Source organism: Streptomyces sp. NPDC004788, from assembly GCF_053601115.1.
Window position 1 is genome coordinate 83,225 of record NZ_JBSGBF010000014.1, and the last position, 20,155, is coordinate 103,379.

24 protein-coding genes and 1 tRNA gene are annotated in these 20,155 nt (G+C 74.1%); 16 read left to right on the plus strand and 9 right to left on the minus strand.

The genetic code is table 11. From position 1 onward, the window contains the following. The first annotated feature begins 25 nt into the window (after window positions 1–25). Window positions 26–346: a hypothetical protein gene (locus ACWEJX_RS09535; RefSeq protein ID WP_451606944.1), complete on the plus strand. Its 321-nt coding sequence runs from the start codon at window positions 26–28 to the stop codon at window positions 344–346. Window positions 347–401: 55 nt separating this feature from the next. After that, window positions 402–578 carry a hypothetical protein gene (locus ACWEJX_RS09540; RefSeq protein WP_451606945.1) on the plus strand — a complete coding sequence of 59 codons (177 nt, stop codon included), beginning with the start codon at window positions 402–404 and terminating at the stop codon, window positions 576–578. A 360-nt stretch (window positions 579–938) separates the two neighbouring features. On the opposite strand, the gene ACWEJX_RS09545 is transcribed toward ACWEJX_RS09540, so the two are convergent. Continuing rightward, complete coding sequence (locus ACWEJX_RS09545) at window positions 939–2,108, minus strand: low temperature requirement protein A (RefSeq protein WP_451606946.1); 1,170 nt, start codon at window positions 2,106–2,108, stop codon at window positions 939–941. 262 nt (window positions 2,109–2,370) lie between these two features. Between ACWEJX_RS09545 and ACWEJX_RS09550 the strand changes: the two genes are divergently transcribed. Continuing rightward, a complete protein-coding gene (locus ACWEJX_RS09550; RefSeq protein WP_451606947.1) occupies window positions 2,371–2,790 on the plus strand; it encodes a hypothetical protein in 420 nt (139 codons plus the stop codon). On the opposite strand, the gene ACWEJX_RS09555 is transcribed toward ACWEJX_RS09550, so the two are convergent. Further along, a complete protein-coding gene (locus ACWEJX_RS09555) occupies window positions 2,780–3,598 on the minus strand; it encodes a helix-turn-helix domain-containing protein (protein ID WP_451606948.1) in 819 nt (272 codons plus the stop codon). The genes ACWEJX_RS09550 and ACWEJX_RS09555 overlap by 11 nt on opposite strands. Before the next feature lie 121 nt (window positions 3,599–3,719). Between ACWEJX_RS09555 and ACWEJX_RS09560 the strand changes: the two genes are divergently transcribed. Further along, window positions 3,720–4,022 carry a 4a-hydroxytetrahydrobiopterin dehydratase gene (locus ACWEJX_RS09560; protein WP_403789652.1) on the plus strand — a complete coding sequence of 101 codons (303 nt, stop codon included), beginning with the start codon at window positions 3,720–3,722 and terminating at the stop codon, window positions 4,020–4,022. Between the two features lie 23 nt (window positions 4,023–4,045). After that, the gene (locus ACWEJX_RS09565; RefSeq protein ID WP_451606949.1) at window positions 4,046–4,807 is read left to right on the plus strand and encodes a class I SAM-dependent methyltransferase; all 762 of its coding nucleotides are present in this window, start codon (window positions 4,046–4,048) and stop codon (window positions 4,805–4,807) included. Here ACWEJX_RS09565 and ACWEJX_RS09570 read toward each other — a convergent pair. Together ACWEJX_RS09570 and ACWEJX_RS09575 are read right to left on the minus strand one after the other, a co-directional pair. Next, a complete protein-coding gene (locus ACWEJX_RS09570; RefSeq protein ID WP_451606950.1) occupies window positions 4,794–5,252 on the minus strand; it encodes a hypothetical protein in 459 nt (152 codons plus the stop codon). The two genes, ACWEJX_RS09565 and ACWEJX_RS09570, sit on opposite strands and share 14 nt — an antisense overlap. Beyond that, complete coding sequence (locus ACWEJX_RS09575) at window positions 5,249–5,752, minus strand: hypothetical protein (RefSeq protein WP_451606951.1); 504 nt, start codon at window positions 5,750–5,752, stop codon at window positions 5,249–5,251. The genes ACWEJX_RS09570 and ACWEJX_RS09575 overlap by 4 nt, the downstream gene beginning before the upstream one ends. 39 nt (window positions 5,753–5,791) lie before the next feature. Here ACWEJX_RS09575 and ACWEJX_RS09580 point away from each other — a divergent pair, with 39 nt between their 5' ends. Both ACWEJX_RS09580 and ACWEJX_RS09585 read left to right on the plus strand, forming a co-directional pair. Continuing rightward, window positions 5,792–6,796, plus strand: coding sequence for a helix-turn-helix transcriptional regulator (locus tag ACWEJX_RS09580; RefSeq protein WP_451606952.1), 1,005 nt, complete (start codon window positions 5,792–5,794; stop codon window positions 6,794–6,796). 162 nt (window positions 6,797–6,958) lie between these two features. Further along, a complete protein-coding gene (locus tag ACWEJX_RS09585; RefSeq protein WP_451606953.1) occupies window positions 6,959–7,909 on the plus strand; it encodes a class I SAM-dependent methyltransferase in 951 nt (316 codons plus the stop codon). A gap of 101 nt (window positions 7,910–8,010) precedes the next feature. On the opposite strand, the gene ACWEJX_RS09590 is transcribed toward ACWEJX_RS09585, so the two are convergent. From ACWEJX_RS09590 to ACWEJX_RS09600, 3 genes are all read right to left on the minus strand, one after another. Continuing rightward, entirely contained in the window at window positions 8,011–8,805 is a 795-nt protein-coding gene (locus tag ACWEJX_RS09590) for an aldo/keto reductase (RefSeq protein WP_451606968.1), read from the minus strand. A gap of 175 nt (window positions 8,806–8,980) precedes the next feature. Beyond that, window positions 8,981–10,810, minus strand: coding sequence for an AMP-dependent synthetase/ligase (locus ACWEJX_RS09595; RefSeq protein WP_451606954.1), 1,830 nt, complete (start codon window positions 10,808–10,810; stop codon window positions 8,981–8,983). A gap of 258 nt (window positions 10,811–11,068) precedes the next feature. Beyond that, the gene (locus ACWEJX_RS09600) at window positions 11,069–11,965 is read right to left on the minus strand and encodes a LysR substrate-binding domain-containing protein (RefSeq protein WP_451606955.1); all 897 of its coding nucleotides are present in this window, start codon (window positions 11,963–11,965) and stop codon (window positions 11,069–11,071) included. Window positions 11,966–12,068: 103 nt separating this feature from the next. Here ACWEJX_RS09600 and ACWEJX_RS09605 point away from each other — a divergent pair, with 103 nt between their 5' ends. Both ACWEJX_RS09605 and ACWEJX_RS09610 read left to right on the plus strand, forming a co-directional pair. Next, a complete protein-coding gene (locus ACWEJX_RS09605) occupies window positions 12,069–13,139 on the plus strand; it encodes a bile acid:sodium symporter family protein (protein WP_451606956.1) in 1,071 nt (356 codons plus the stop codon). A 9-nt stretch (window positions 13,140–13,148) separates the two neighbouring features. Further along, complete coding sequence (locus tag ACWEJX_RS09610; RefSeq protein WP_451606957.1) at window positions 13,149–13,718, plus strand: GNAT family N-acetyltransferase; 570 nt, start codon at window positions 13,149–13,151, stop codon at window positions 13,716–13,718. 30 nt (window positions 13,719–13,748) lie between these two features. On the opposite strand, the gene ACWEJX_RS09615 is transcribed toward ACWEJX_RS09610, so the two are convergent. Continuing rightward, on the minus strand, window positions 13,749–14,678 hold the full coding sequence (locus tag ACWEJX_RS09615) for a quinone oxidoreductase family protein (RefSeq protein ID WP_451606958.1): 930 nt from the start codon (window positions 14,676–14,678) through the stop codon (window positions 13,749–13,751). A 140-nt stretch (window positions 14,679–14,818) separates the two neighbouring features. On the opposite strand from ACWEJX_RS09615, the gene ACWEJX_RS09620 reads away from it, so the two are divergent. From ACWEJX_RS09620 to ACWEJX_RS09630, 3 genes are all read left to right on the plus strand, one after another. Beyond that, complete coding sequence (locus ACWEJX_RS09620) at window positions 14,819–15,334, plus strand: MarR family winged helix-turn-helix transcriptional regulator (protein WP_451606959.1); 516 nt, start codon at window positions 14,819–14,821, stop codon at window positions 15,332–15,334. 65 nt (window positions 15,335–15,399) lie between these two features. Further along, the gene (locus ACWEJX_RS09625) at window positions 15,400–15,945 is read left to right on the plus strand and encodes an isochorismatase family protein (protein WP_451606960.1); all 546 of its coding nucleotides are present in this window, start codon (window positions 15,400–15,402) and stop codon (window positions 15,943–15,945) included. Continuing rightward, window positions 15,942–16,325 carry a (2Fe-2S) ferredoxin domain-containing protein gene (locus tag ACWEJX_RS09630; protein ID WP_451606961.1) on the plus strand — a complete coding sequence of 128 codons (384 nt, stop codon included), beginning with the start codon at window positions 15,942–15,944 and terminating at the stop codon, window positions 16,323–16,325. Before ACWEJX_RS09625 ends, ACWEJX_RS09630 begins: the two co-directional genes overlap by 4 nt. On the opposite strand, the gene fdhD is transcribed toward ACWEJX_RS09630, so the two are convergent. Further along, the gene (gene fdhD, locus ACWEJX_RS09635; protein WP_451606962.1) at window positions 16,322–17,167 is read right to left on the minus strand and encodes a formate dehydrogenase accessory sulfurtransferase FdhD; all 846 of its coding nucleotides are present in this window, start codon (window positions 17,165–17,167) and stop codon (window positions 16,322–16,324) included. The genes ACWEJX_RS09630 and fdhD overlap by 4 nt on opposite strands. 193 nt (window positions 17,168–17,360) lie before the next feature. Between fdhD and ACWEJX_RS09640 the strand changes: the two genes are divergently transcribed. From ACWEJX_RS09640 to ACWEJX_RS09655, 4 genes are all read left to right on the plus strand, one after another. Then, the gene (locus ACWEJX_RS09640) at window positions 17,361–18,305 is read left to right on the plus strand and encodes a beta-ketoacyl-ACP synthase III (protein ID WP_451606963.1); all 945 of its coding nucleotides are present in this window, start codon (window positions 17,361–17,363) and stop codon (window positions 18,303–18,305) included. A 154-nt stretch (window positions 18,306–18,459) separates the two neighbouring features. After that, complete coding sequence (locus tag ACWEJX_RS09645) at window positions 18,460–19,122, plus strand: hypothetical protein (RefSeq protein WP_451606964.1); 663 nt, start codon at window positions 18,460–18,462, stop codon at window positions 19,120–19,122. Between the two features lie 90 nt (window positions 19,123–19,212). Then, on the plus strand, window positions 19,213–19,857 hold the full coding sequence (locus tag ACWEJX_RS09650; RefSeq protein ID WP_451606965.1) for a class F sortase: 645 nt from the start codon (window positions 19,213–19,215) through the stop codon (window positions 19,855–19,857). A gap of 193 nt (window positions 19,858–20,050) precedes the next feature. After that, window positions 20,051–20,138: transfer RNA gene (locus ACWEJX_RS09655), tRNA-Leu, on the plus strand. The last annotated feature ends 17 nt before the right edge of the window (window positions 20,139–20,155 follow it).

The following is a 20,155-nucleotide window of genomic DNA, read 5'->3' on the forward strand; positions in this document are numbered from 1 at the left end:
GTCGCGCGGGGCAGTACGGATCACCGTGAGGCCCCTCGTCCGGTGCGCGCTCGCGGTGCTGCTCGTGCTCGCCGCGCTGCTCGGCGCGGGCGCCGGCGCCGGAGCGGCGACCACGGCCGCCGAGGCCGAGACGCGCGGCGTCAGCGCGGCCGCCGACCCGGGCGCGGAGACCCACGGCGCCGCCGAACAGCACGAGGCGACCGCTCCCGTACGAGCGGTACGGCGTCCCGCGCCGCCCCAGCGGACCGGGAGCGCGGCGCCCGGCACGTCCCCCGCGCCCCTTCCCGTACCGTCCGCGCCCAGTCCGCGAGCCGAAGCTCCCCGGTCGACGGTGATGCGGTGCTGAGAGGCCCCGGCCTCCCCAGCACCCCCTTCACCCCTCCACCGCAAGGAGCTTCGCCATGCCCGCCGACCCCTTCGCCGTGCTCAACGCCCTGCTGCGCGCGGAGGCCGCGCGCCACGACCGCCGTACGGAACCCCGTACCGAAGCCCGTACGGAACCGGAACCGGAGCGCGCGACCGGAACCGCCGCCTCGGCACGGCCCACCCGCACCGAGCCGGAGGGCCGCACGCACTGATCCGACGGCCCCGGCCCGGACCGGCCGGGGCCCGGGCCTGCACCCGGGGTGTCGTCGCGCCCGCGCCCGGCCCGGGCGGGCCCGGACCCGGACGTGGCGTGGCCTCAGCCCGGGGCCCGGGCCCGGATGCGGCCCGGACCGGGACCGGACCTGGCCTGGCCTCGGCCCGGGGTCCGGGCCCGGATGCGGCCCGGACCGGAACCCGGACCTGGCCTGGCCTCGGCCTGGGGCCCGGGTCACCTCGCCCCGGCGATGCCCGGCGGCCTGCGGCCCGCCCCGCGTCCGGCTCCTCGCGACATGCCGGTCAGCCGGTCAGGCGCCGGCCTCGCGTCAGCCCGTCAGCCCGTCAGCCCGTCAGGCTCAGGCCACGTCAGCCGTACGCATCCGGCGGCCCTGCACCGCGACGAGACCGAGCACCGCCAGCGCGAGCAGCGCGAGCGCGAGGAGCGCCGGGACGCGGGCGACCAGCGGCCCGGCGAACAGACAGCACACCCCGGCCACGAGCAGCGCGGTCGGCCGCGGCCCCGACGAGCGCAGCACGATCGCCGCCGCGCCCAGCAGGAACACCCCGACCCCGCCCGTCAGCGACCAGGCCACCGTGCCGTGCAGCGGCTCGGCGAGCCCGTAGTCGGCGGTGTCCGCGACCTGCGTGAGCACCTTCTTCATGCCGAGCGCGACCAGCACCACGCCGGCGACCAGCGGCAGATGGAGGAAGGTGTACACGTCCCGGCCGAACCGGGTCCGCGCGTCGCCGTCCAGAGCGGCGAGCCGGTGCTCGGCCGGCTCCCCGAAGCGCCGGAAGTACAGCGCCCACAGCCCGGCCGACAGCAGCAGACCCGCCGCGCACGCGCCGAGCACCGCCACGGTCAGCGGGAAACCGGCCATGCCGACGCCCATCGCCACGATCGACTCGCCGAGCGCGATGATCACGATCAGGCCGTAGCGCTCGGAGAAGTGACCTGGGGAGTTGATCCGCCAGCCGGACGAGCCCGTCACGTAGATCCCGCCGTAGTCGATGACGACCGCCCCCAGCCACAGCAGCAGCCGGGGCGTCCCGTGGTACGTGCAGCCCAGGAGCAGCAGCGCGAACGGCGGGGCCACGGACAGCAGCGCCGTCCGCCGCAGGGTGCGGTGCAGGGCCGTGTCGCCGGGACTGGCGATCCAGTACGAGACGAGGTGCAGCACCCGCACGGCGCCGTAGCTGAGCACGAACACCAGCGGCGCGGGCAGGCCGCCCGTCGCGTCCGCGAAGACCTCGGGCACCGCGAGCGACACCACGAACACCACGGCCATCACCGTGACGAGCACCGCCAGCAGCCCGCCCGAGTCGGCCCGCACCACGTTGCCCAGCCAGGAGAAGCAGCACCAGCACCACCACAGCAGCGCGAGCACCGTCATGCCGCCGACCACCCGCACGGGCGACGGCGCGCTCGCCATCAGCGCCGTGACCTGCGTGATCGCGTACACGAAGACGAGGTCGAAGAACAGCTCGGCCGGGGTGACCTTGTGTTCCTCCTCCGTCGCGACCATGTGCGACCGATGCGATCTTCCCTTGCCCGCCACGGTGATTCCCCCTGCATGCGCCTGTGTGCCGAGGCCGGGGTGATCCGGCCGGTCAGGCGCGAACCCTACCGCCGCCCCGGGCCGCCAGGCCCAGCCATTACCTCCAACGTAATCGACCGGTGCGGCGGCCCCCGGCATGCTCATCAGCACCGGGTCCCGGGCGGCGCACTCCGTCCGGGCCCCGGCCCCGAACCCGTCACCACAGCGCCTCCCAGGAGGGTGATCCGCCATGTCCCAGGCCCTGCTCGCCGGTCTCTCCCGCACCACCCAGCCGCGGTCCATGGTGCGCCGCTTCCTCGCCCTCGACGCCGTCGTCACCGGCGGCAACGGCCTCGCCTACCTCGCCGTCTCCGGCCCGCTCGGCGAGCTCCTCGGCGTCGACCGCGGACTCCTGCTCGAACTGGGCGTCTTCCTCACCGTGTTCGCGGCCGGCGTGGCGTGGCTCGCGAGCCGTCCGCAGCCGCCGGCCCTCGGCGTGAAGATCGTCGTCGACGCCAACCTGCTGTGGGCGGTGCTCAGCGTCGTCGCGCTCGTCGACTGGCTGGCGCCCACCACGGCCGGCACCGTGTGGACGCTCCTCCAGGCGGTCACCGTCGCCGGCTTCGCCGGGCTCCAGTGGTCCGCGCTGCGGGCGGCGGCTACTCGGTGACCTGAGCGAGCGACTGCAGGTACGCGACCGTCGCCGGGTCGGCCGGGAGCATGGTCTCGATGGCCAGCTCGGCGACCGTCACGTCCATCGGCGTGTTGAACGTCGAGATCGACGACACGAACGACAGCACGTGCCCGTCGTGCTCGATCCGCAGCGGCAGCGCGAAGTACGGGTACGGCTCCGGATCCTCCCGGTCGCCCGGGTCCGTGGTCCCCTCCGGCAGCGGATACGCCGCCACCTCCTCGTACAGCGCGCGCAGCGCCTCCGAACGGGCCAGCCCGATCTGACGCTCCATCTGGGCGAGCAGATGCCCGCGCCACTCGCGCAGGTTCCGGATCCGCGGCGCGAGACCCTCCGGATGCAGGGTGATCCGCATGGCGTTCAGCGGCGGCGTCAGCAGATGCTCCGGCAGGCCCGCGAGCAGCAGCTGGATGCCCCGGTTGGCCGCCACCACCGTGTACGAGCCGTCCACGACGAGCGCCGGATACGGCTCGTAGCCCTGCAGCAGCTGCTCGATGCCCTCGCGCAGCGTCTCCAGCTGCGGGGCGTCGAGCGCCGACTCGGTGTAGCGCGGGGCGTAACCGGCCGCGAGGAGAAGGGCGTTGCGCTCCCGCACCGGCACGTCCAGGTGCTCCGCCAGCCTGAGGATCATCTCCTCGCTCGGCCGCGAGCGGCCGGTCTCGATGAAGGAGATGTGCCGTGCGGAGGAGTCCGCGCGCAGTGCCAGCTCCAGCTGGCTGAGCCGCCGCTGCTCCCGCCAGCCGCGCAGCAGGGGGCCCACACCCGTGTCGGTCGCGACAGTCGTCATGGGCAGACGGTATCCCAGAGGGGGACCCGGGTACGTTCTCCCCGGGGACCGCTCCGACACCATCCAGCCCGCCCCGCAACGCCCAGCGCGCCTGTCGGCGCACCTCACGGAGGGAGCACACGTGCCCACTCAGCCCCTGTCGCAGAAGGAGATCGAGGACCGCCTGCGGGAGCTCCCCGGCTGGTCCCTCGACGGCGACCGCATCACCCGCGGCTACGAGCTCGCCGACCACTTCGCCGCGACCGCGCTCGTCGTCCACGTCGCCCAGATCCAGCAGGAGCTCAATCACCACAGCGATCTGACGCTCGGTTACAACACGGTCGCCGTGTCCGTGAACACCCACACGGCCGGCGGGGTCACCGAGAAGGACTTCGAACTCGCCGAGCGCATCGAGGCGGTGGCGCCCGGCCACGGCGCGAGCTGACCGGCCCGACGTACGATCCCCGCATGGGGGAGACGACGATTCTCGACTACGAGGCCGAGGCCGCGCACTACGACGAGACCCGCGGCGGGGTGCCGCGGGCCGCCGCCGCGGCCGACGCCGTGCTGCGGCTGCTGCCGCCCGGCACCCGCACCCTGCTCGACCTCGCCTGCGGCACCGGCCTCGTCACCGAGCGTCTCGCCCGGCCCGGACTCGCCGTGTACGGCGCCGACGCCGCCCACGCGATGGTGCGCACCGCCACGGGGCGCCTGCCCGGCCGGGCGGTGCGCGCCGACGCCCGCAGGCTGCCGCTGCCGGACGGGACGCTCGACGCCGTCAGCGCCGTCTGGCTGCTCCACCTCGTGCCCTTCGCGGCGGAGATCGTCGCCGAGGCGGCCCGGGTGCTGCGCCCCCGCGGAGTGTTCGTGACCACCGTCGACAAGGACGCCGCCCACGACGTCGGCAGCGACATCGACGCCGTGCTCCGCCCGCACCGCGCGCCCGACGCGGGCTCGGACCGCGCCGACCGCATCACCGCGTACGCCGCCGCCCACGGCCTGGCCCCCGCGCCGGGACCGGCGTCCGGCACCACCTTCACCGGCCACGGCCAGGGCACGACGCCGCGCCGCACCGCCGAGAAGCTGCGCAGCGGCTACTACGCCTCCTGGTTCCGCGGCACCCCGGACGACGTCGACGCCCTGTGCGCCGCCCTCGCCGGCCTCCCGGACCAGGACCGCCCCCGCGCCGACCCCGCATACCGGCTGGCCTGCTACGTCAGGCGCGGCTGAACTCCATCACCCAGTTCACCACCCACGCCTCGCTCCCGGCCGACGCGAACGCCTGCTCCCAGCGGGCCGTCTCCGCACTGATCCCCGACCAGCGGAAGCGCACCCGCACCGGCCGCCCCGCGTAGTGGTCGTCGCCGAAGAACTCGCCGGCGCCGTCGGCGCCGAACCGCCCGCGCACGGGCGGCTCAAGCCGCCCGGTGCGGCTGTTCGACCAGTTGAGCGTCCACTCGTCGCTCTCCGGCTCGTACAGCCGCAGGGTCAGCCCGCTGAAGCCCTTCGTGGGGAACACGATCTCGTCGACGTGCGCCCGCCCGTCCCAGAAGAGCCGGCCGGTCGTGTGTCCGTCGAACTCCTCCCAGCCGCTTGTCGGATCGAGGAAGTCGGCGAGCCGGCGGTTGCGGACGGTCCACCCGCCGTCGAGGAAGTCGAAGCCGCCGCCGCTCACGCGCTCGCCCCCGCGCCGGCGCCCGTCGTGCCGGTGGTCAGGGCGTCGCCGAGGTAGCCCGCCAGGTCGGGGATCTCGGGAGCGAGCATGTGCCGTACCCAGGCGTCCCGTTCGTGGCCGAGCGGCCCCAACTCCCAGACGCACCCGATCCAGTTGCGGACGGACGGGTCGCTGCGGACGAAGTGGGTCGGATCCAGGTCCGGGCAGTCCAGGGCCGGTTGGCCCGCGGCCGCGCCCGCGAAGTGCAGTACGTTGTCCCACGTCCAGCTGTAGACGTTGAGGTACGCTCCGGTGTCGCCGCCCCGGTGCAGCACCACGAAGCTCGCCGGCGGGGTGTCGTCCGGCTCCGGGAACAGCTCGGGCAGCACGGCGTACGCCGCCTTCTCCACCTCGGGTTCGATGCCCGCCGAGCCGAGGGCGGGGACGTGGTAGCGCTTGACGTGCCGGCCCGCGATCTCGACCGGCGGCAGGACGAGCAGGTTCTTCTCGTGGAAAGCCATGCCTGGACTGTAGGAACGCTTCACTGACATCTTGTGTCAGTGAAGTCCAGCCGTCTTCTGACGATCCTGCTGCTGCTCCAGACCCGCGGCCGGATGACCGCCGCCCAGCTCGCCGCGGAGCTGGAGGTCTCCGTCCGCACCGTCTACCGGGACGTGGAGGCGCTGCACGCCGCGGGAGTGCCGCTGTACGGGGACGCCGGGCACCGCGGCGGCTATCAGCTGCTCGCCGGCCGCCGCTCGCTGCTCACCGATCTGTGCACGGGCGAGGCCGAGGCGCTCGTGCTCGCCGGGCTGCCTGTCGCCGCCCAGGCGCTCGGTCTCGGCGGGCACTTCGCCGACGCCCAGCTCAAGCTGCGGGCCGCCCTGCCGGCGCCGTTGCGCGAGCACGTGGACCGGCTGCGCACCCGCTTCCACATCGACGCCCCCGGCTGGTACGAGGAGGAGAGCGAGATGCCGTTCCTGCCGCAACTCGCCGACGCCGTCCGCACGGGGAGGGTGCTCGCCGTGCGCTACCGGCGCTGGAAGGAGCCCACCGACGTCGACCGGCGGCTCGCCCCGTACGGCCTGGTGCTCAAGGCCGGCCGCTGGTACCTGGTCGCCGGGAGCGCGCCGGGACCCGAGCGCGGGAGCGGGTCCGGGGGTGTGCCCGGGAGTGCGTCCGGGCCGCGCACCTATCGCGTCGACCAGATCCTCGACCTCACCGTCACCGACGAAGAGGCCGTCGTTCCCGAGGACTTCGACCTGGCCGCCCACTGGCGCGACAGCCAGGCCGATTTCCACGCCCGGCTCCACCGGGGCGAGGTCGTCGTCCGGATCTCGCCGCGCGGCGCGGCACGCCTCACCGGCGCCGCCGCCCGCGCGCTCGCCGAGAACGGCACGCCCGAGCCCGACGGCTGGACCCGGTGCACGCTGCCCGTCGAGGGCCCCGAGCACGCCCACGACAGCCTGCTCGCGCTCGGCACGGAGGTGGACGTCCTCGCGCCCGAGGACCTCCGCGAACGGATCGCCGCCACCGTGCGGACCCTGGCCGCCCGCTACTCCTGAGCGACCGCGCGGGCCGCGTAGGCGCCGCCTTCAAGCGGGTGCACGGGATCAGCCCGCGGGAGCACCGCGGGTGCCGCTGAGGAGAGGGGACAGTCGGCCGGTGCGTTTGCCGGAACGGCAAGTTTCCTCGCGTTCCCGGCACGGGCGGCGCACGCTTTCCCCATGAGCGCACACCACGGGGCCCACGACGGGCACAAGCACGGACAGGGCCACCAGCAGGGCCACGGGCACGGGCACGGACACGGCTCCGGCCGGGGCCACGACCACACCGACCTCGACTGGGCCGAGCTGGCCCCGCTGCTCACCCAGCAGGCCGAGACCCAGAGCCCCCTCTACACGGAGGCCGCCGCCTGGCTCGCCTCCCTCACCCCGGCCGGCGGGGTCCGCCGGGTCCTCGACGTCGGCAGTGGCCCCGGCGTCGTCACCGCGCTGCTCGCCGAGGCGTTCCCCGAGGCCGAGGTCGTCGCCGTCGACGCCACCCCGGAACTCCTCGCCCTCGCCCGCGAGCGCGCCGACGCCCGCGGTCTCGGCGACCGGGTCGTCACCCTGCGCGCGGAACTCCCCGAGGACTTCGGCACGCTCGGCACCGCCGACCTGATCTGGGCCAGCCACTCGCTGCACCACATCGGCGACCAGCGGGCGGCCCTCGTCTCCTTCGCCGAGGTGCTGAACCCCGGCGGTGTCATCGCCCTCGCCGAGGGCGGCCTGCCCGCCCGTCACCTGCCGTGGAACGTGGGCGTCGGCCGCCCTGGCCTGGAGGCCCGGATCGACGCCGCGCACGCCGACTGGTTCGGCGAGATGCGGGCCGCGCTGCCCGACAGCAAGGAGGAGATCGACGACTGGGCCGCCCTGCTGACCGCCGCCGGGCTGACGCCCAGCGGCACGCGCAGCTTCCTCGCCGACGTGCCCGCGCCGCTGCCCGACGCCGTGCGCGCCCAGGTCGTCGCCCACTACACGCGCCTGCGGGAGGGCCTGGCCGAGCGCGTGGCGGACGACGACCGCGCCGCCCTCGACCGGCTGCTCGACCCGGCCGACCCGCTCTCCCTGCACCGCCGCCCGGACGTCTTCCTGCTGACGGCCCGGACGGTCCACACGGCGCGGCGGGCCGGCTAGGTCCGGTCCGGCACTCGGGCGCGGCGATCCCGGCCAGGTCCGGTCCGGCACTCGGGCGCGGCGATCCCGGCCAGGTCCGGTCCGGCACTCGGGCGCGACGGTCAGGCACCCATGTTGAACTCGGCCGGGTTCGGGCCGAGGCGGCGGCCCTCGTCGAGCGCGGCGATCCCGGCCAGGTCCTCGGCGTCGAGCTCGAAGTCGAAGACGTCGATGTTCTCCCGGATCCGGGACGGCGTCACCGACTTCGGGATCACCACGTTCCCGGTCTGGAGGTGCCAGCGCAGCACCACCTGGGCCGGGGTGCGGTCGTGCTTCTGCGCGATCGCCACGATCGCCGGCACCTCCAGGAGGCCCCGGCCCGAGCCGAGCGGCGACCACGCCTCGGTCGCGATGCCGAGCCGGGCGTGCACCGCGCGGGCGTCGGCCTGCTGGAGCTGCGGGTGCAGCTCGATCTGGTTGACGGCGGGCACGACCTCGGTCTCGCCGATCAGCCGCTCCAGGTGCTCGGGCAGGAAGTTGGACACGCCGATGGCCTTCGCCCGGCCGTCGGCCAGGATCTTCTCGAACGCCTTGTACGTGTCCACGTACGCGTCCTTCGCCGGCACCGGCCAGTGGATCAGGTACAGGTCCACGTACTCGAGGCCGAGCCGGGCGAGGGAGGCGTCGAAGGAGCGCAGCGTCGAGTCGTAGCCCTGCTGGCTGTTCCACAGCTTGGTGGTGACGAACAGTTCCTCGCGGGGCAGGCCCGAGGCGGCCAGCGCCTTGCCGGTGCCCGTCTCGTTCTCGTACGCCGCTGCCGTGTCGATGGAGCGGTAGCCGGCCTCCAGGGCCGTGGCGACGGCCCGCTCGGCCTCGTCGTCCGCGACCTGCCAGACACCGAAGCCGAGCTGCGGCATCTGCACGCCGTTGTTGAGCTTGAGGAAGGGCACCTTGTTGTCCGTGCTCACGAGAGGCGGATCCTTACGTCGTCGGGGTCGTCAGGGGTCAGGGGTACTCCTGCCAGCGTCAACGATCACCGCGGTGATCGCATTCCGCGGCGGCGACGATGCGGACGGATCAGCGGTACGCGGATCAGCGGTACAGCGCCTCGACCTCCGCCGCGTACGCCTGCTCGATCGCCTTCCGCTTCAGCTTGAGGGAGGGCGTGAGCAGCCCGTGCTCCTCGCTGAACGGATGCGCCAGGATCCGGAACGTGCGGATCGACTCCGCCTGCGACACCCGGGTGTTCGCCGCCACCACCGCCCGCCGGATCTCCGTCTCCAGGGCCGCGTCGTGCACCAGGTCCGCCGGTGGCAGCGGCGGCCGGTTCTGCATCGACAGCCAGTGCTCCACGGCCTCCTGATCGAGTGTCACCAGGGCGGCGACATAAGGCCGGTCGTTGCCGACCACGATGCACTGCGCCACCAGCGGATGCGCCCGCACCCGCTCCTCCAGGCCGGCCGGCGAGACGCTCTTGCCGCCCGAGGTCACCAGGATCTCCTTCTTCCGCCCGGTGATCGTCAGATAGCCGTCCTCGTCGAGCACGCCCAGGTCGCCGGTCGCCAGCCAGCCGTCGTTCAGGACGGCCTGGGTGGCCTGCGCGTTGTTCAGGTAGTTGGAGAAGATGTGACCGCCGTGCAGCCACACCTCGCCGTCCTCCGCGATGTGCACGGTCGTGCCCGGCACGGGCTGGCCGACCGTCCCGTACTTGGTGCGCTCGGGCGGGTTCGCCGTCGCCGCCGCGGACGACTCCGTCAGGCCGTACCCCTCGTAGATCGTGACGCCCGCGCCCTCGAAGAACAGACCGAGCCGCCGGTCCATCCCCGAGCCGCCCGACATCGCGTGCCGCACGCGGCCGCCGAGCGCCTCGCGGACCTTCACGTACACCGTCTTCTCGAAGAACTGGTGCTGCATCCGGAGCCCGGCCGACGGCCCCGGGCCGATCCCGAACGCCTTGTGCTCCATCGCCTCCGCGTAGCGCACCGCCACGTCCACGGCCTTGTCGAACGCGCCCCGCTTGCCGTCGCCCTCGGCCTTGCGGCGGGCGGCGTGGAAGACCTTCTCGAAGATGTACGGCACGGCGAGCACGAAGCTCGGGCGGAACGCCTGCAGGTCCGGCAGCAGCTCGGCCGCGGCGAGCACCGGCTGATGCGCCAGCTTCACCCCGCCCCGGATCGCCGCCACCTCCACCATCCGCCCGAAGACGTGGGCGAGCGGCAGGAAGAGCAGGGTGGACGCCTCGTCACCGGGCCTGGAGCGGAAGACCGGCTCCCAGCGGCCGATCACCATGTCCGACTCGAACATCAGGTTCGCGTGCGTGATCACACAGCCCTTGGGGCGGCCCGTGGTCCCCGAGGTGTAGATGATCGTCGCCACCGACTCGGGCGTCACCGCCCGCCGGTGCCGGTGCACCACGTCCTCGTCGATCTCCGCGCCCGCCGCGGTCAGCTCGGCGACCGCGCCGTCGCCCGAGTCCAGCTGCCAGAGCCGCTGCAGCCGGGGCAGCCGGTCGATCACCGAACCGATCGTCATCGCGTGGTCCTCGTGCTCCACCACGCACGCCGTCACCTCGGCGTCGTGCAGCATCCACAGCACCTGCTCGGCGGACGACGTCGGATAGACCGGCACCGGCTGGGCCCCGAGCGTCCACAGCGCGAAGTCGAACAGCGTCCACTCGTAGCGGGTGCGCGACATGATCGCGACCCGGTCGCCGAACCGCACTCCCTGCGCGATCAGCCCCTTCGCCAGTGCCAGGACCTCGTCGCGGAACCCGGCCGCCGTCACGTCCCGCCACTGCCCCTCGGCGTCCTTGCGCCCGAGTACGGCCCGATCCGGCTGGAGCTCTGCGCGGTCGAACACCACGTCCGCAAGACCGCCGACCTGTGGCGCCGCCTCGACGGGCGGCACGGTGAACTCGCGCACTGGCCTGCTCCTCGCCCCGCTCGATCTCGCGCTCCGTACGGCGCGGGTGAACCTACCCCACGCCGCAGCCGGACGGGAGGGGCTTCACCAAGCCCGCGACATTGCGCGTCGCGGCAGGTCAGGGCCCGAAGGCCGGGCAGGAGGGGCCTCCCGGGGCCCGTTGTGTGACCGCCGGTAAGCCCTGGTGGGAGGGAATCTCCACGGAATCTGTACGGGCTGATCACGGGACGACGCGGGGTCGAGCCCGCCGCACGGCGGCTACGTGTCGTGCCGTGGTCCGCCGCGCGGGCGCTGGAGGCGGTCGCCGCCCGCCAGGATCGCCGCGGCCAGCGCGTCCGCCGCGTCCTGGGTCGGCCCGCGCCGCCGTCCCTTGCGCAGCACGAAGTCGACCGCGCCCAGCTCCGGGAGCCCCGCCCGGGCCGGCAGTTCGACGAGGCCGGGCGGCATCAGGCCCCGGGTGTGGGCCATCACGCCGAGCCCGGCGCGGGCCGCCGCCACGTTGGCGCTCAGGCTCGTGCTCGTGCACGCGATCCGCCACGGCCGGCCCTGCGCCTCCAGCGCCTCGAAGGCGCGGGCGCGGCTGATGCCGGGCGGCGGGAAGACGATCAGCGGTACCGGGCGGTCCGGGTCGAGCCGCAGCCGGGGCGCGCCGATCCACACCAGCGTGTCCTGCCAGACCAGCTCCTCGCCGCCCAGCTCCGGCTGGTCGCCGCGCCGCTTGGCCAGGATGAGGTCGAGCCGGCCCGCTTCGAGCCGGGCCTGCAGCGTGCCCGACAGCTCGACCGTCAGCTCCAGGTCGACCTCGGGGTGCTCGCGCCGGAAGCCTTCCAGGATCTCCGGCAGCCGGGTCGCCACGAAGTCCTCCGACGCCCCGAACCGCAGCCGGCCGCGCAGCCGCGTCCCCGTGAAGAAGGCCGCCGCCCGCTCGTGCGCCTCCAGGATCGAGCGGGCGAAGCCGAGCATCGCCTCGCCGTCCTCGGTCAGCTCCACGCCGTGCGTGTCGCGGACGAACAGGGGCCGACCGGTCGCCTCCTCCAGGCGCCGCACATGCTGGCTGACGGTCGACTGGCGCAGGCCGAGCCGCCGGGCGGCCTGCGTGAAGCTCAGCGTCTGCGCGACGGCCAGGAAGGTGCGCAGCTGGGTCGGCTCGTACACACCCCGACGATAGCGCCGCACCGAGCCGTTATCGCGATTCGTGATGACAGTCAGTGCGCTGTACGGGATTCCCGATCGCCGGGCCGTCCACCACGATGGACGCATGAGCTCCCGTACGTCCGCCCGCCCGCGCCGGTCCCCGCTGCCGTCCTGGCTGCCGATCGACCCGTACATCCTGGCGCTGCTCGCCACGGTCGGTGTCGCCGCGCTCCTGCCGGCCTCCGGGGCGGCGGCGACGGTCGCGAGCGGCGCCTCGACGGGTGCGGTCGCGCTGCTCTTCTTCCTCTACGGGGTACGGCTCTCGACCCGCGAGGCGCTCGACGGCCTGCGGCACTGGCGGCTCCACGTCACCGTCCTGGCCTGCACCTTCCTGCTCTTCCCGGTGCTCGGGCTCGCGGCGCGCGGGCTGGTGCCGACGGTCCTGACGCCGGACCTCTACCACGGCTTCCTCTTCCTCTGCCTGGTGCCGTCGACCATCCAGTCCTCGATCGCCTTCACCTCGATCGCCCGCGGCAACGTGCCCGCCGCGATCTGCGCCGGCTCGTTCTCCTCGCTCGCCGGCATCGTCCTCACGCCGCTGCTCGCCGGCCTGCTCCTCGGGCACGGCGCGGGCGGCTTCTCGGCCGACTCGATGCTGAAGATCGTGCTCCAGCTCCTCGCGCCGTTCCTCGCCGGGCAGCTCACGCGCCGCTGGATCGGGGGGTTCGTCACGCGGCACAAGAAGGTTCTCGGTCGCGTCGACCGGGGGTCCATCCTGCTCGTCGTCTACACCGCCTTCAGCGAGGGCATGACCCGCGGCGTCTGGCACCTGGTGACCCCGGCCCGGCTCGGGCTGCTGCTCGTCGCCGAGGCGGTGCTGCTCGCCGTGATGCTGGCCCTGACCTGGTACGGCGCTCGCCGCCTCGGCTTCGGCCGCGAGGACCGGATCGCCATCCAGTTCGCCGGCTCCAAGAAGAGCCTGGGCGCCGGCCTCCCCATGGCCAGCATCCTCTTCGGCCCCCAGGCCTCGCTGGCCGTGCTCCCGCTGATGCTCTTCCACCAGATGCAGCTCATGGTCTGCGCGGTGATCGCACGGCGCCGGGCGTGCGATCCCGAGGCGACGGAGGAGGCGGCGACCGTGGTCGCCGAGCCGGTCGTGGCCGAACCGTCGGCGGGGGCGGCCTCGACTGCGTAGGCTCGCCCGATGGACAAGATCACCACACCGCTGACGACGGACGCCCTGCCCTCGTCCCCCGCCCTCTCGCTGCGTCCCTGGGAACAGGCGGACGCCCCCGGCCTGGTCGAGCTGGCCCGGGACGCGGACCTGCGCCGCTGGACGAGCATGGCCGTGGACGACGAGGCCGGGGCCGCCGACTGGGTCCGCAGGCAGCAGCGGGGCTGGGAGGCGGGTGATCGCTTCGCGTTCGCCGTCCTGGAGCCCGGGGAGCCGGGCGGGACGGCGCGGGTGGTGGGACACGTGGTCCTCGGCGGCGTCGCCCCCGGCGCCTCGTCCGCCACGGTCGGCTACTGGACCGCCGCCCACGCCCGCGGCCGGGGCGTGGCGCCCCGGGCCCTGCGGGCCCTGACCGACTGGGCCTTCGCGACCTTCGCCGACGACGGGCTGACGCGCCTGGAGCTCCTGCACCAGGTGGACAACGCGGCGTCCTGCCGCGTCGCGCGGAAGGGCGGATACGAGCTGAGCGCGGTCCTGCCCGCGTCCCCGCCCGCGTATCCGCGCGACGGGCATGTGCATGTGCGGGTGTACGGGGCCTGAGCGCGCCCGGGGTTGCCGGAGCCGCGCCGTTCACGGCACCAGGACGACCTTGCCCAGGTTCTCGCGGCGCTCGATGATCGCGTGCGCGTCGCCCGCCCGTTCCAGCGGCACGGTCGCGTGGACGGCGGGCTTCAGGCGTCCGGCGGCGTGCAGCGCCCACAGTTCGTCGCGCCAGGCGGCGTAGTCGGTCGGGCGGCTGCGGACCAGGTGGGCCATCTGGAAGCCGATGACCGACTTGGCGCCGGCGAGCAGGTCGTACGCCTGGACCGTGCCGCCGCCCGAGCTGTACGCGACGAGCCGGCCGCCCGGCGCGAGCGCGGCGACGGCGCGGGAGAGGAGGTCGCCGCCGACGGCGTCGAGTACGACGTCCACCGGCTCGCCCCAGGACTCCTGGTCGTAGGCGACGACCTCGTCGGCGCCGAGTCCGCGCAGGAACGCGGCCTTCCCGGGCGAGCCGGCCGCCGCGACGACCCGGCCCGCGCCGAGCAGCCGGGCGAGCGGGACGGCGAGCTGGCCGACGCCGCTGGCCGCGGCGGTGACCAGGACGGACTCGCCGGGCCGGATGCGGGCCGCGTCCAGGGCGCCTCGGGCGACGAGGCCGCTGCGCACCAGGGAGACGGCGTCGACGGCGGTCGCTCCGGCCGGGACGCGGGAGGCCATCGCGGTGTGGACGAGAGCGAGGTCGGCGTAGCCGTGGCCGAAGCAGATGCCGGTGATCCGGTCGCCGACGGCGAACCCGGACCCGGCGGTGTCCGGGCCGAGCGCCTCGATCGTGCCGGCCACCTCGCCGCCGAGCGGCTGGGGCTCGCCACCGGCGCGGACCCGGCGCACCCCGGGCAGGCTCACGCCGATCGCCTCGACCCGGACGAGGAGCTCACCGCTGCCGGGCCGGGGGGCGGGCGCCTCCTCGACGAACAGGACCTCGGGACCACCGTTGACGGAATGAACGACTCGCCGCACGGGCGACACCTCCACGCAGGGAATTCATCAGATGTGATTCATGGGAAAGTGATTCATTGGGGTTCCCAACGATCGTCACTCTAGGCATGGATCGTTGGGATGTCCAATGTTTCTCTTCGATCCGGCGTAGACTTCCGGCCATGGCCGCCGACACCCCTCCCGCCCCCCGCGCCATCGCCGACCTCCCCAGCTGGCTCCTCGGCCGCGCCGCCGCCCGCGGCCGCGGCCTGGTCGCCGCCGCACTCGCCGACGAGGGCCTGCGCATGTGGCACCACGCCGTGCTCGCCGCCGTCGCCGAACGCGGCCCCGTCGCCCAGGCCGCCCTCGGCCGCAGCCTCGCCATCGACCCCAAGGACATGGTCGGCATCCTCAACGACCTCCAGGCCGACGAGCTGGTCAGCCGCGCCCCCGATCCCAAGGACCGGCGCAAGAACGCCATCACTGTCACACCCGACGGACTCGTCCTCCTCGACCGCTGCCGAAGCCTCGCCGCCCGCGCCAACGAGGAACTCCTCGCCCCGCTCGCGGAGGACGAGCGCACCCGGTTCCTCGCGCTGCTCCGCCGTATCGCCTTCGAGCCGGAAGAACCGCAGGAAGCGGACAAGGGCCCCGGCACCAGCCTCGCCGCCGACCCCGGCCCCCACCCCGGCGCCTGACCCCGTTGGCGGGATCACATCCCCGCCCGGCCCGTGATGATCATCCGGGCCGATACGGTGCTCCCATGCCCTCACTCGATCCCGGCCGCACCGCGCTCGTCCTCGTCGACCTGATGGAACGCATCGTCGCGCTGCCCCTCGCCCCCCGCCCCGGCACCGACGTCCTCGCCGCCGCCGGCCGGCTCGCCGGCACCTTCCGCGCCGCCGGCGCGCCCGTCGTCCACATCCGGGTCGAACGGCCGGGCGTCGACACCCAGCCGCCCGGCAGCGACCTCGTCGCCGAGCTCGTCCACGACGGCGACGACGTCGTCGTCAAGCGCACCATCGGAGGCTTCCGGGGCACCGGTCTCCACGAGCTGCTCCAGAAGCACGGGGCCACGACGGTCGTGTTCGGCGGCATCGCCACCAACCTCGGCGTCGAGTCCACCGCCCGCGCCGCCGCCGACCACGGCTACGACCTCGTCTTCGCCGAGGACGCCATGACCGCCCTCACCGCCGACGAGCACCAGGCGTCCGTCCAGCTCGACTTCCCGCGCCTCGGCACCGTCACCGCCGCTGACGCGATCACCCTGGACGGCACCCCGGACGACGCCAGGGACGGCGCCGCGTGACCCGAGTGCCGATACGGTACGGGGCCCGCCCCTGCTCCCTCGTCGTCTGCCGCGGCTGCTGCTGCGGCGACGCCCGCAAGAACCCCGGCCAGGACCACGACGGCCAGCTGGCCAGGCTCCGCGCGGCCGCCGCGGCCTCCGGCGGCCGGCTGATCGTCCGTACCAGCGACTGCCTCGGACCCTGCGCCCAGGCGAACGTCCTGGTCGTGCAGCCGTCCACCGAGGGACGGCGCAGGGGCGGCCGGGCCGCCTGGATAGGCTGGAGCGCCGACGCGGACTGCCTCGACGAGGTCCTCGCCTGGACCGAGGCCGGCGGCCCCGGCATCGCCCCGCCCCCGGCCACCCTCGAACTCCAGATGATCGACCCGCCGAAGAACTAGCGGATCCCTTCCGCCTCCAGATCGATCCGGTGCTCGCCCGCGTACACGTTCATGTCGTGCCCGCGCAGGAAACCGACCAGCGTCAGACCCGTCTCCGCCGCCAGGTCCACCGCCAGCGACGACGGCGCCGACACCGCCGCGAGCACCGGAACGCCCGCCATCACCGCCTTCTGGGCCAGCTCGAACGAGGCCCGCCCCGACACGAGCAGCACCGCCCGCTCCAGCGGCAGCAGCCCCTCCCGCAGCGCCCGTCCGACCAGCTTGTCGACGGCGTTGTGCCGGCCCACGTCCTCGCGTACGTCGAGCAGTTCGCCGTCCTCCGAGAACAGCGCCGCCGCGTGCAGGCCGCCGGTCCGGTCGAACACCCGCTGCGCCGCCCGCAGCCGGTCCGGCAGCCCGGCGAGCAGCCCGGGCGTCAGCCGCAGCGGGGGAGTGTCGGCGATCGGGAAGCGGGCCGTCGTGCGCACCGCGTCCAGGCTCGCCTTGCCGCACAGGCCGCAGGAGGACGTCGTGTAGACGTTCCGCTCCAGCGTGATGTCGGGGACGACGACCTCCGGAGCGAGTTTGACGTCCACCACGTTGTACGTGTTGGTGCCGTCGTCCTTGGCGCCCGCGCAGTACACGATGTTCCGCACGTCCGAGGCGGCCGCGAGCACGCCCTCGCTCACCAGGAACCCGGCCGCGAGCGCGAAGTCGTCGCCGGGCGTGCGCATGGTGATGGCGATCGGCCTGCCGTTCAGCCGGATCTCCAGCGGCTCCTCCGCCACCAGCGTGTCCGGCCGGGAGCTCACCGCCCCGCCGCGGATGCGCACGACACGCCGTCGCTCGGTGACCCGTCCCATGTGACCGCACTCGTTTCTCTCGCCGGTGGTCTGACCGGCCCATTCTCCTCTTGTCACGGTCGGACAGGCAGTCCGGGCGAATCTTGGTGGTTTACGTCACCTGTTACCCATCAGTCGCTGGCAAGACTGGGTGGTCCTGCCAGGCGTGACCCGGCGGGGAACGAAGAAACGAACCAGCAAGGGGGCCCCGGGCATGACGGGCACACGAATCGCCGCGCTCGGGCACTATCAGCCCGCGAAGGTACTCACCAACGACGACCTGGCCGCCCTCGTCGACACCAGCGACGAGTGGATCACCAGCCGGGTCGGCATCCGCACCCGGCACGTCGCCGGGCCCGAGGAGCCCGTCGACGAACTCGCCGCGCACGCCGCCGGCAAGGCCCTCGCCACCGCCGGGCTCGGCGCCTCCGACATCGACCTGGTGCTCGTCGCCACCTCCACCGCGATCGACCGCTCGCCGAACACCGCCGCCCGCGTCGCCGCCCGCCTCGGCATGGCCTCGCCCGCGACCATGGACCTCAACGTGGTCTGCGCCGGCTTCACCCATGCCCTCGCCACCGCCGACCACGCGATCCGCGCCGGCGCCGCCCGCCGCGCCCTCGTCATCGGCGCCGACAAGATGACCGACGTCACCGACTGGACCGACCGCACCACGTGCGTCCTCACCGGCGACGGCGCCGGTGCGGCGGTCGTCGAGGCCACGGAGACCGACACGGGCGCGATCGGCCCCGTCCTGTGGGGCTCGGTCCCCGAGATGGGCCACGCCGTCCGCATCGAGGGCACTCCGCCGCGCTTCGCCCAGGAGGGCCAGGCCGTCTACCGCTGGGCCACCCACAGGCTCCCGGCCCTCGCCCGCCAGGTCTGCGAGCGCTCCGGCATCGCCCCCGAGGAGCTGACCGGCGTCGTCCTCCACCAGGCCAACCTGCGGATCGTCGAGCCGCTCGCCGCGAAGATCGGCGCGGTCAACGCCGTCGTCGCCCGCGACGTCGTCGAGTCCGGCAACACCTCCGCCGCCTCCGTACCGCTCGCCCTGGCCAAGCTGGTCGAGCGCGGCGAACTCCCCTCCGGCGGCCCGGTCCTCCTCTTCGGCTTCGGTGGCAACCTCTCGTACGCGGGCCAGGTCGTCCGCGTTCCGTAGCCGCCGCGGCTCCTCCGGCGCGCCGTGCCCCGTTCGGCGGAGAGCGGTGGCGGGGCGACCCGGGCGCGCCTAGCTTCGATCGCGGCGAGGGTCGTGTCCCGGCCCCTCAGCGGAAACGCTCCGCGCCCGCCCTCGCGTGATCTGGAGGACCGCCATGCGCGCGATACGTGCCGCCGTCTCCGCAGCCCTGCTCGCCCCCGTGGCCCTCGTCGCCCTGGCGGCGCCCCTCGCCCTGGCGGAGGACGGAGGTCCGGGTCTCGGCCCGGTCGGCGGTCCCGGCGGCGGATTCCCGGAGAACGACGGCGGTTTCCCGGAGAACGGGGGCGGCCTTCCCCAGAACGACGGCGGCCTTCCGCGGAACGACGGCGGCGGCTCGGGGCACAACATCACGTCCTTCGGCTTCTCCGTGGCCCCCCGGACGGTCGCTCCCGGCGGCACCGTCACGCTCAAGTCCGACGGCTGCGAGGTGCCGACGGTCACCGTCACCTCCGGCGTCTTCGACACCGTCACCCTCAACGAGGGTCACGAGGGCACCGCCACCGTCGACCTCGACGCCAAGGCCGGCACCCAGTACGAGATCACCTTCGACTGCAAGGGCGAGCGCGGCACCACCACCCTCACCATCGCCGCCGACGGCCACCAGGACGGCGCCCACGAGACCGGCGCCCACGAGACCGGCGCCCGCAAGGGCGTGAAGGCCGGCTTCGGCGCCGCCGGCGTCGGCACCGCCGAGATGGTCACGGGCGGCGTGCTCATCGTCGGCGCGCTCGGCGCCGCGGTGGTCCTGATGCGCCGCCGAGAGAACAGCGGGGCCTAGGCGACGCGCCGATCAGACAGCTCCTCCGCCCCTGGTGTGACGAGGACCGGGGCGGAGGAGCGCCGTTCACGAGGAGAGGGCGGGACACACGTGCAGGGGTCGAACGGGCCGGGTCGGCGCGGCGCGTGGGGCGTCGTCGCCGTCGTCCTCCTGGTGGGCGTGCACCTCGTCCGCGGCGGCGCGGGGGAGTGGCACGCCGAAGGGCCCCCGCAGCCGCCGCCCGCCGCCGCCCCGGGCCAGGCCCCGGCCGGCGCCACGGCCGCCCCCGGCCCGCTGCCCGCGTCCCCGCCCGTACGGGTCCGGGTGCCGGCCCTCCGCGTCGACGCGCCCGTGGTCCGGGTGGGCCTGGACGCCGACGGCTGGATCGAGGCCCCGTCCCCGTACGACCGCGCTCTCGCCGGCTGGTTCACCGGCGCCGTCACCCCCGGCGAACGCGGCACCGCGGTCGTCGTCGGCCACGTCGACACCCCCGGCGGCCGTGCCGTCTTCTACGACCTCGGCGCGCTCGCCCGCGGACAGCGCGTCGAGATCGCGCGCGCCGACGGGCGGACGGCGGTCTTCACGGTGTACGGCATCGAGGTCGTCCCCAAGGAGGGCTTCCCGGCCAAGCGCGTCTACGGCTCCACGGGCAGCCCTGAACTGCGCCTGATCACCTGCGGCGGCCCGTACGCGGAGGACGGCGGCTACACGGGCAACGTGGTCGTCTCGGCCCGGCTGACCTCGGTGCTGACCTAGCGCCGCTGCGGCCTCCACTCCGCGTACGCCGTCGGCCACACCCCGTACGCCTGGCAGGACGATCAGGACTGGATCAAGGACAACAAGGCGACCTCACCCCACTGACCACGGAAAACGCTGGTGAAAGCCGCCTCGAACCCCTGGTAGAGTTATCCATGTCGCCGCGGGGAACACCCGGGACGACAAACACCCGGTCCGGGTGGCGGAATGGCAGACGCGCTAGCTTGAGGTGCTAGTGCCCTTTATCGGGCGTGGGGGTTCAAGTCCCCCCTCGGACACCAGCCGGAAGGCCCCTGAC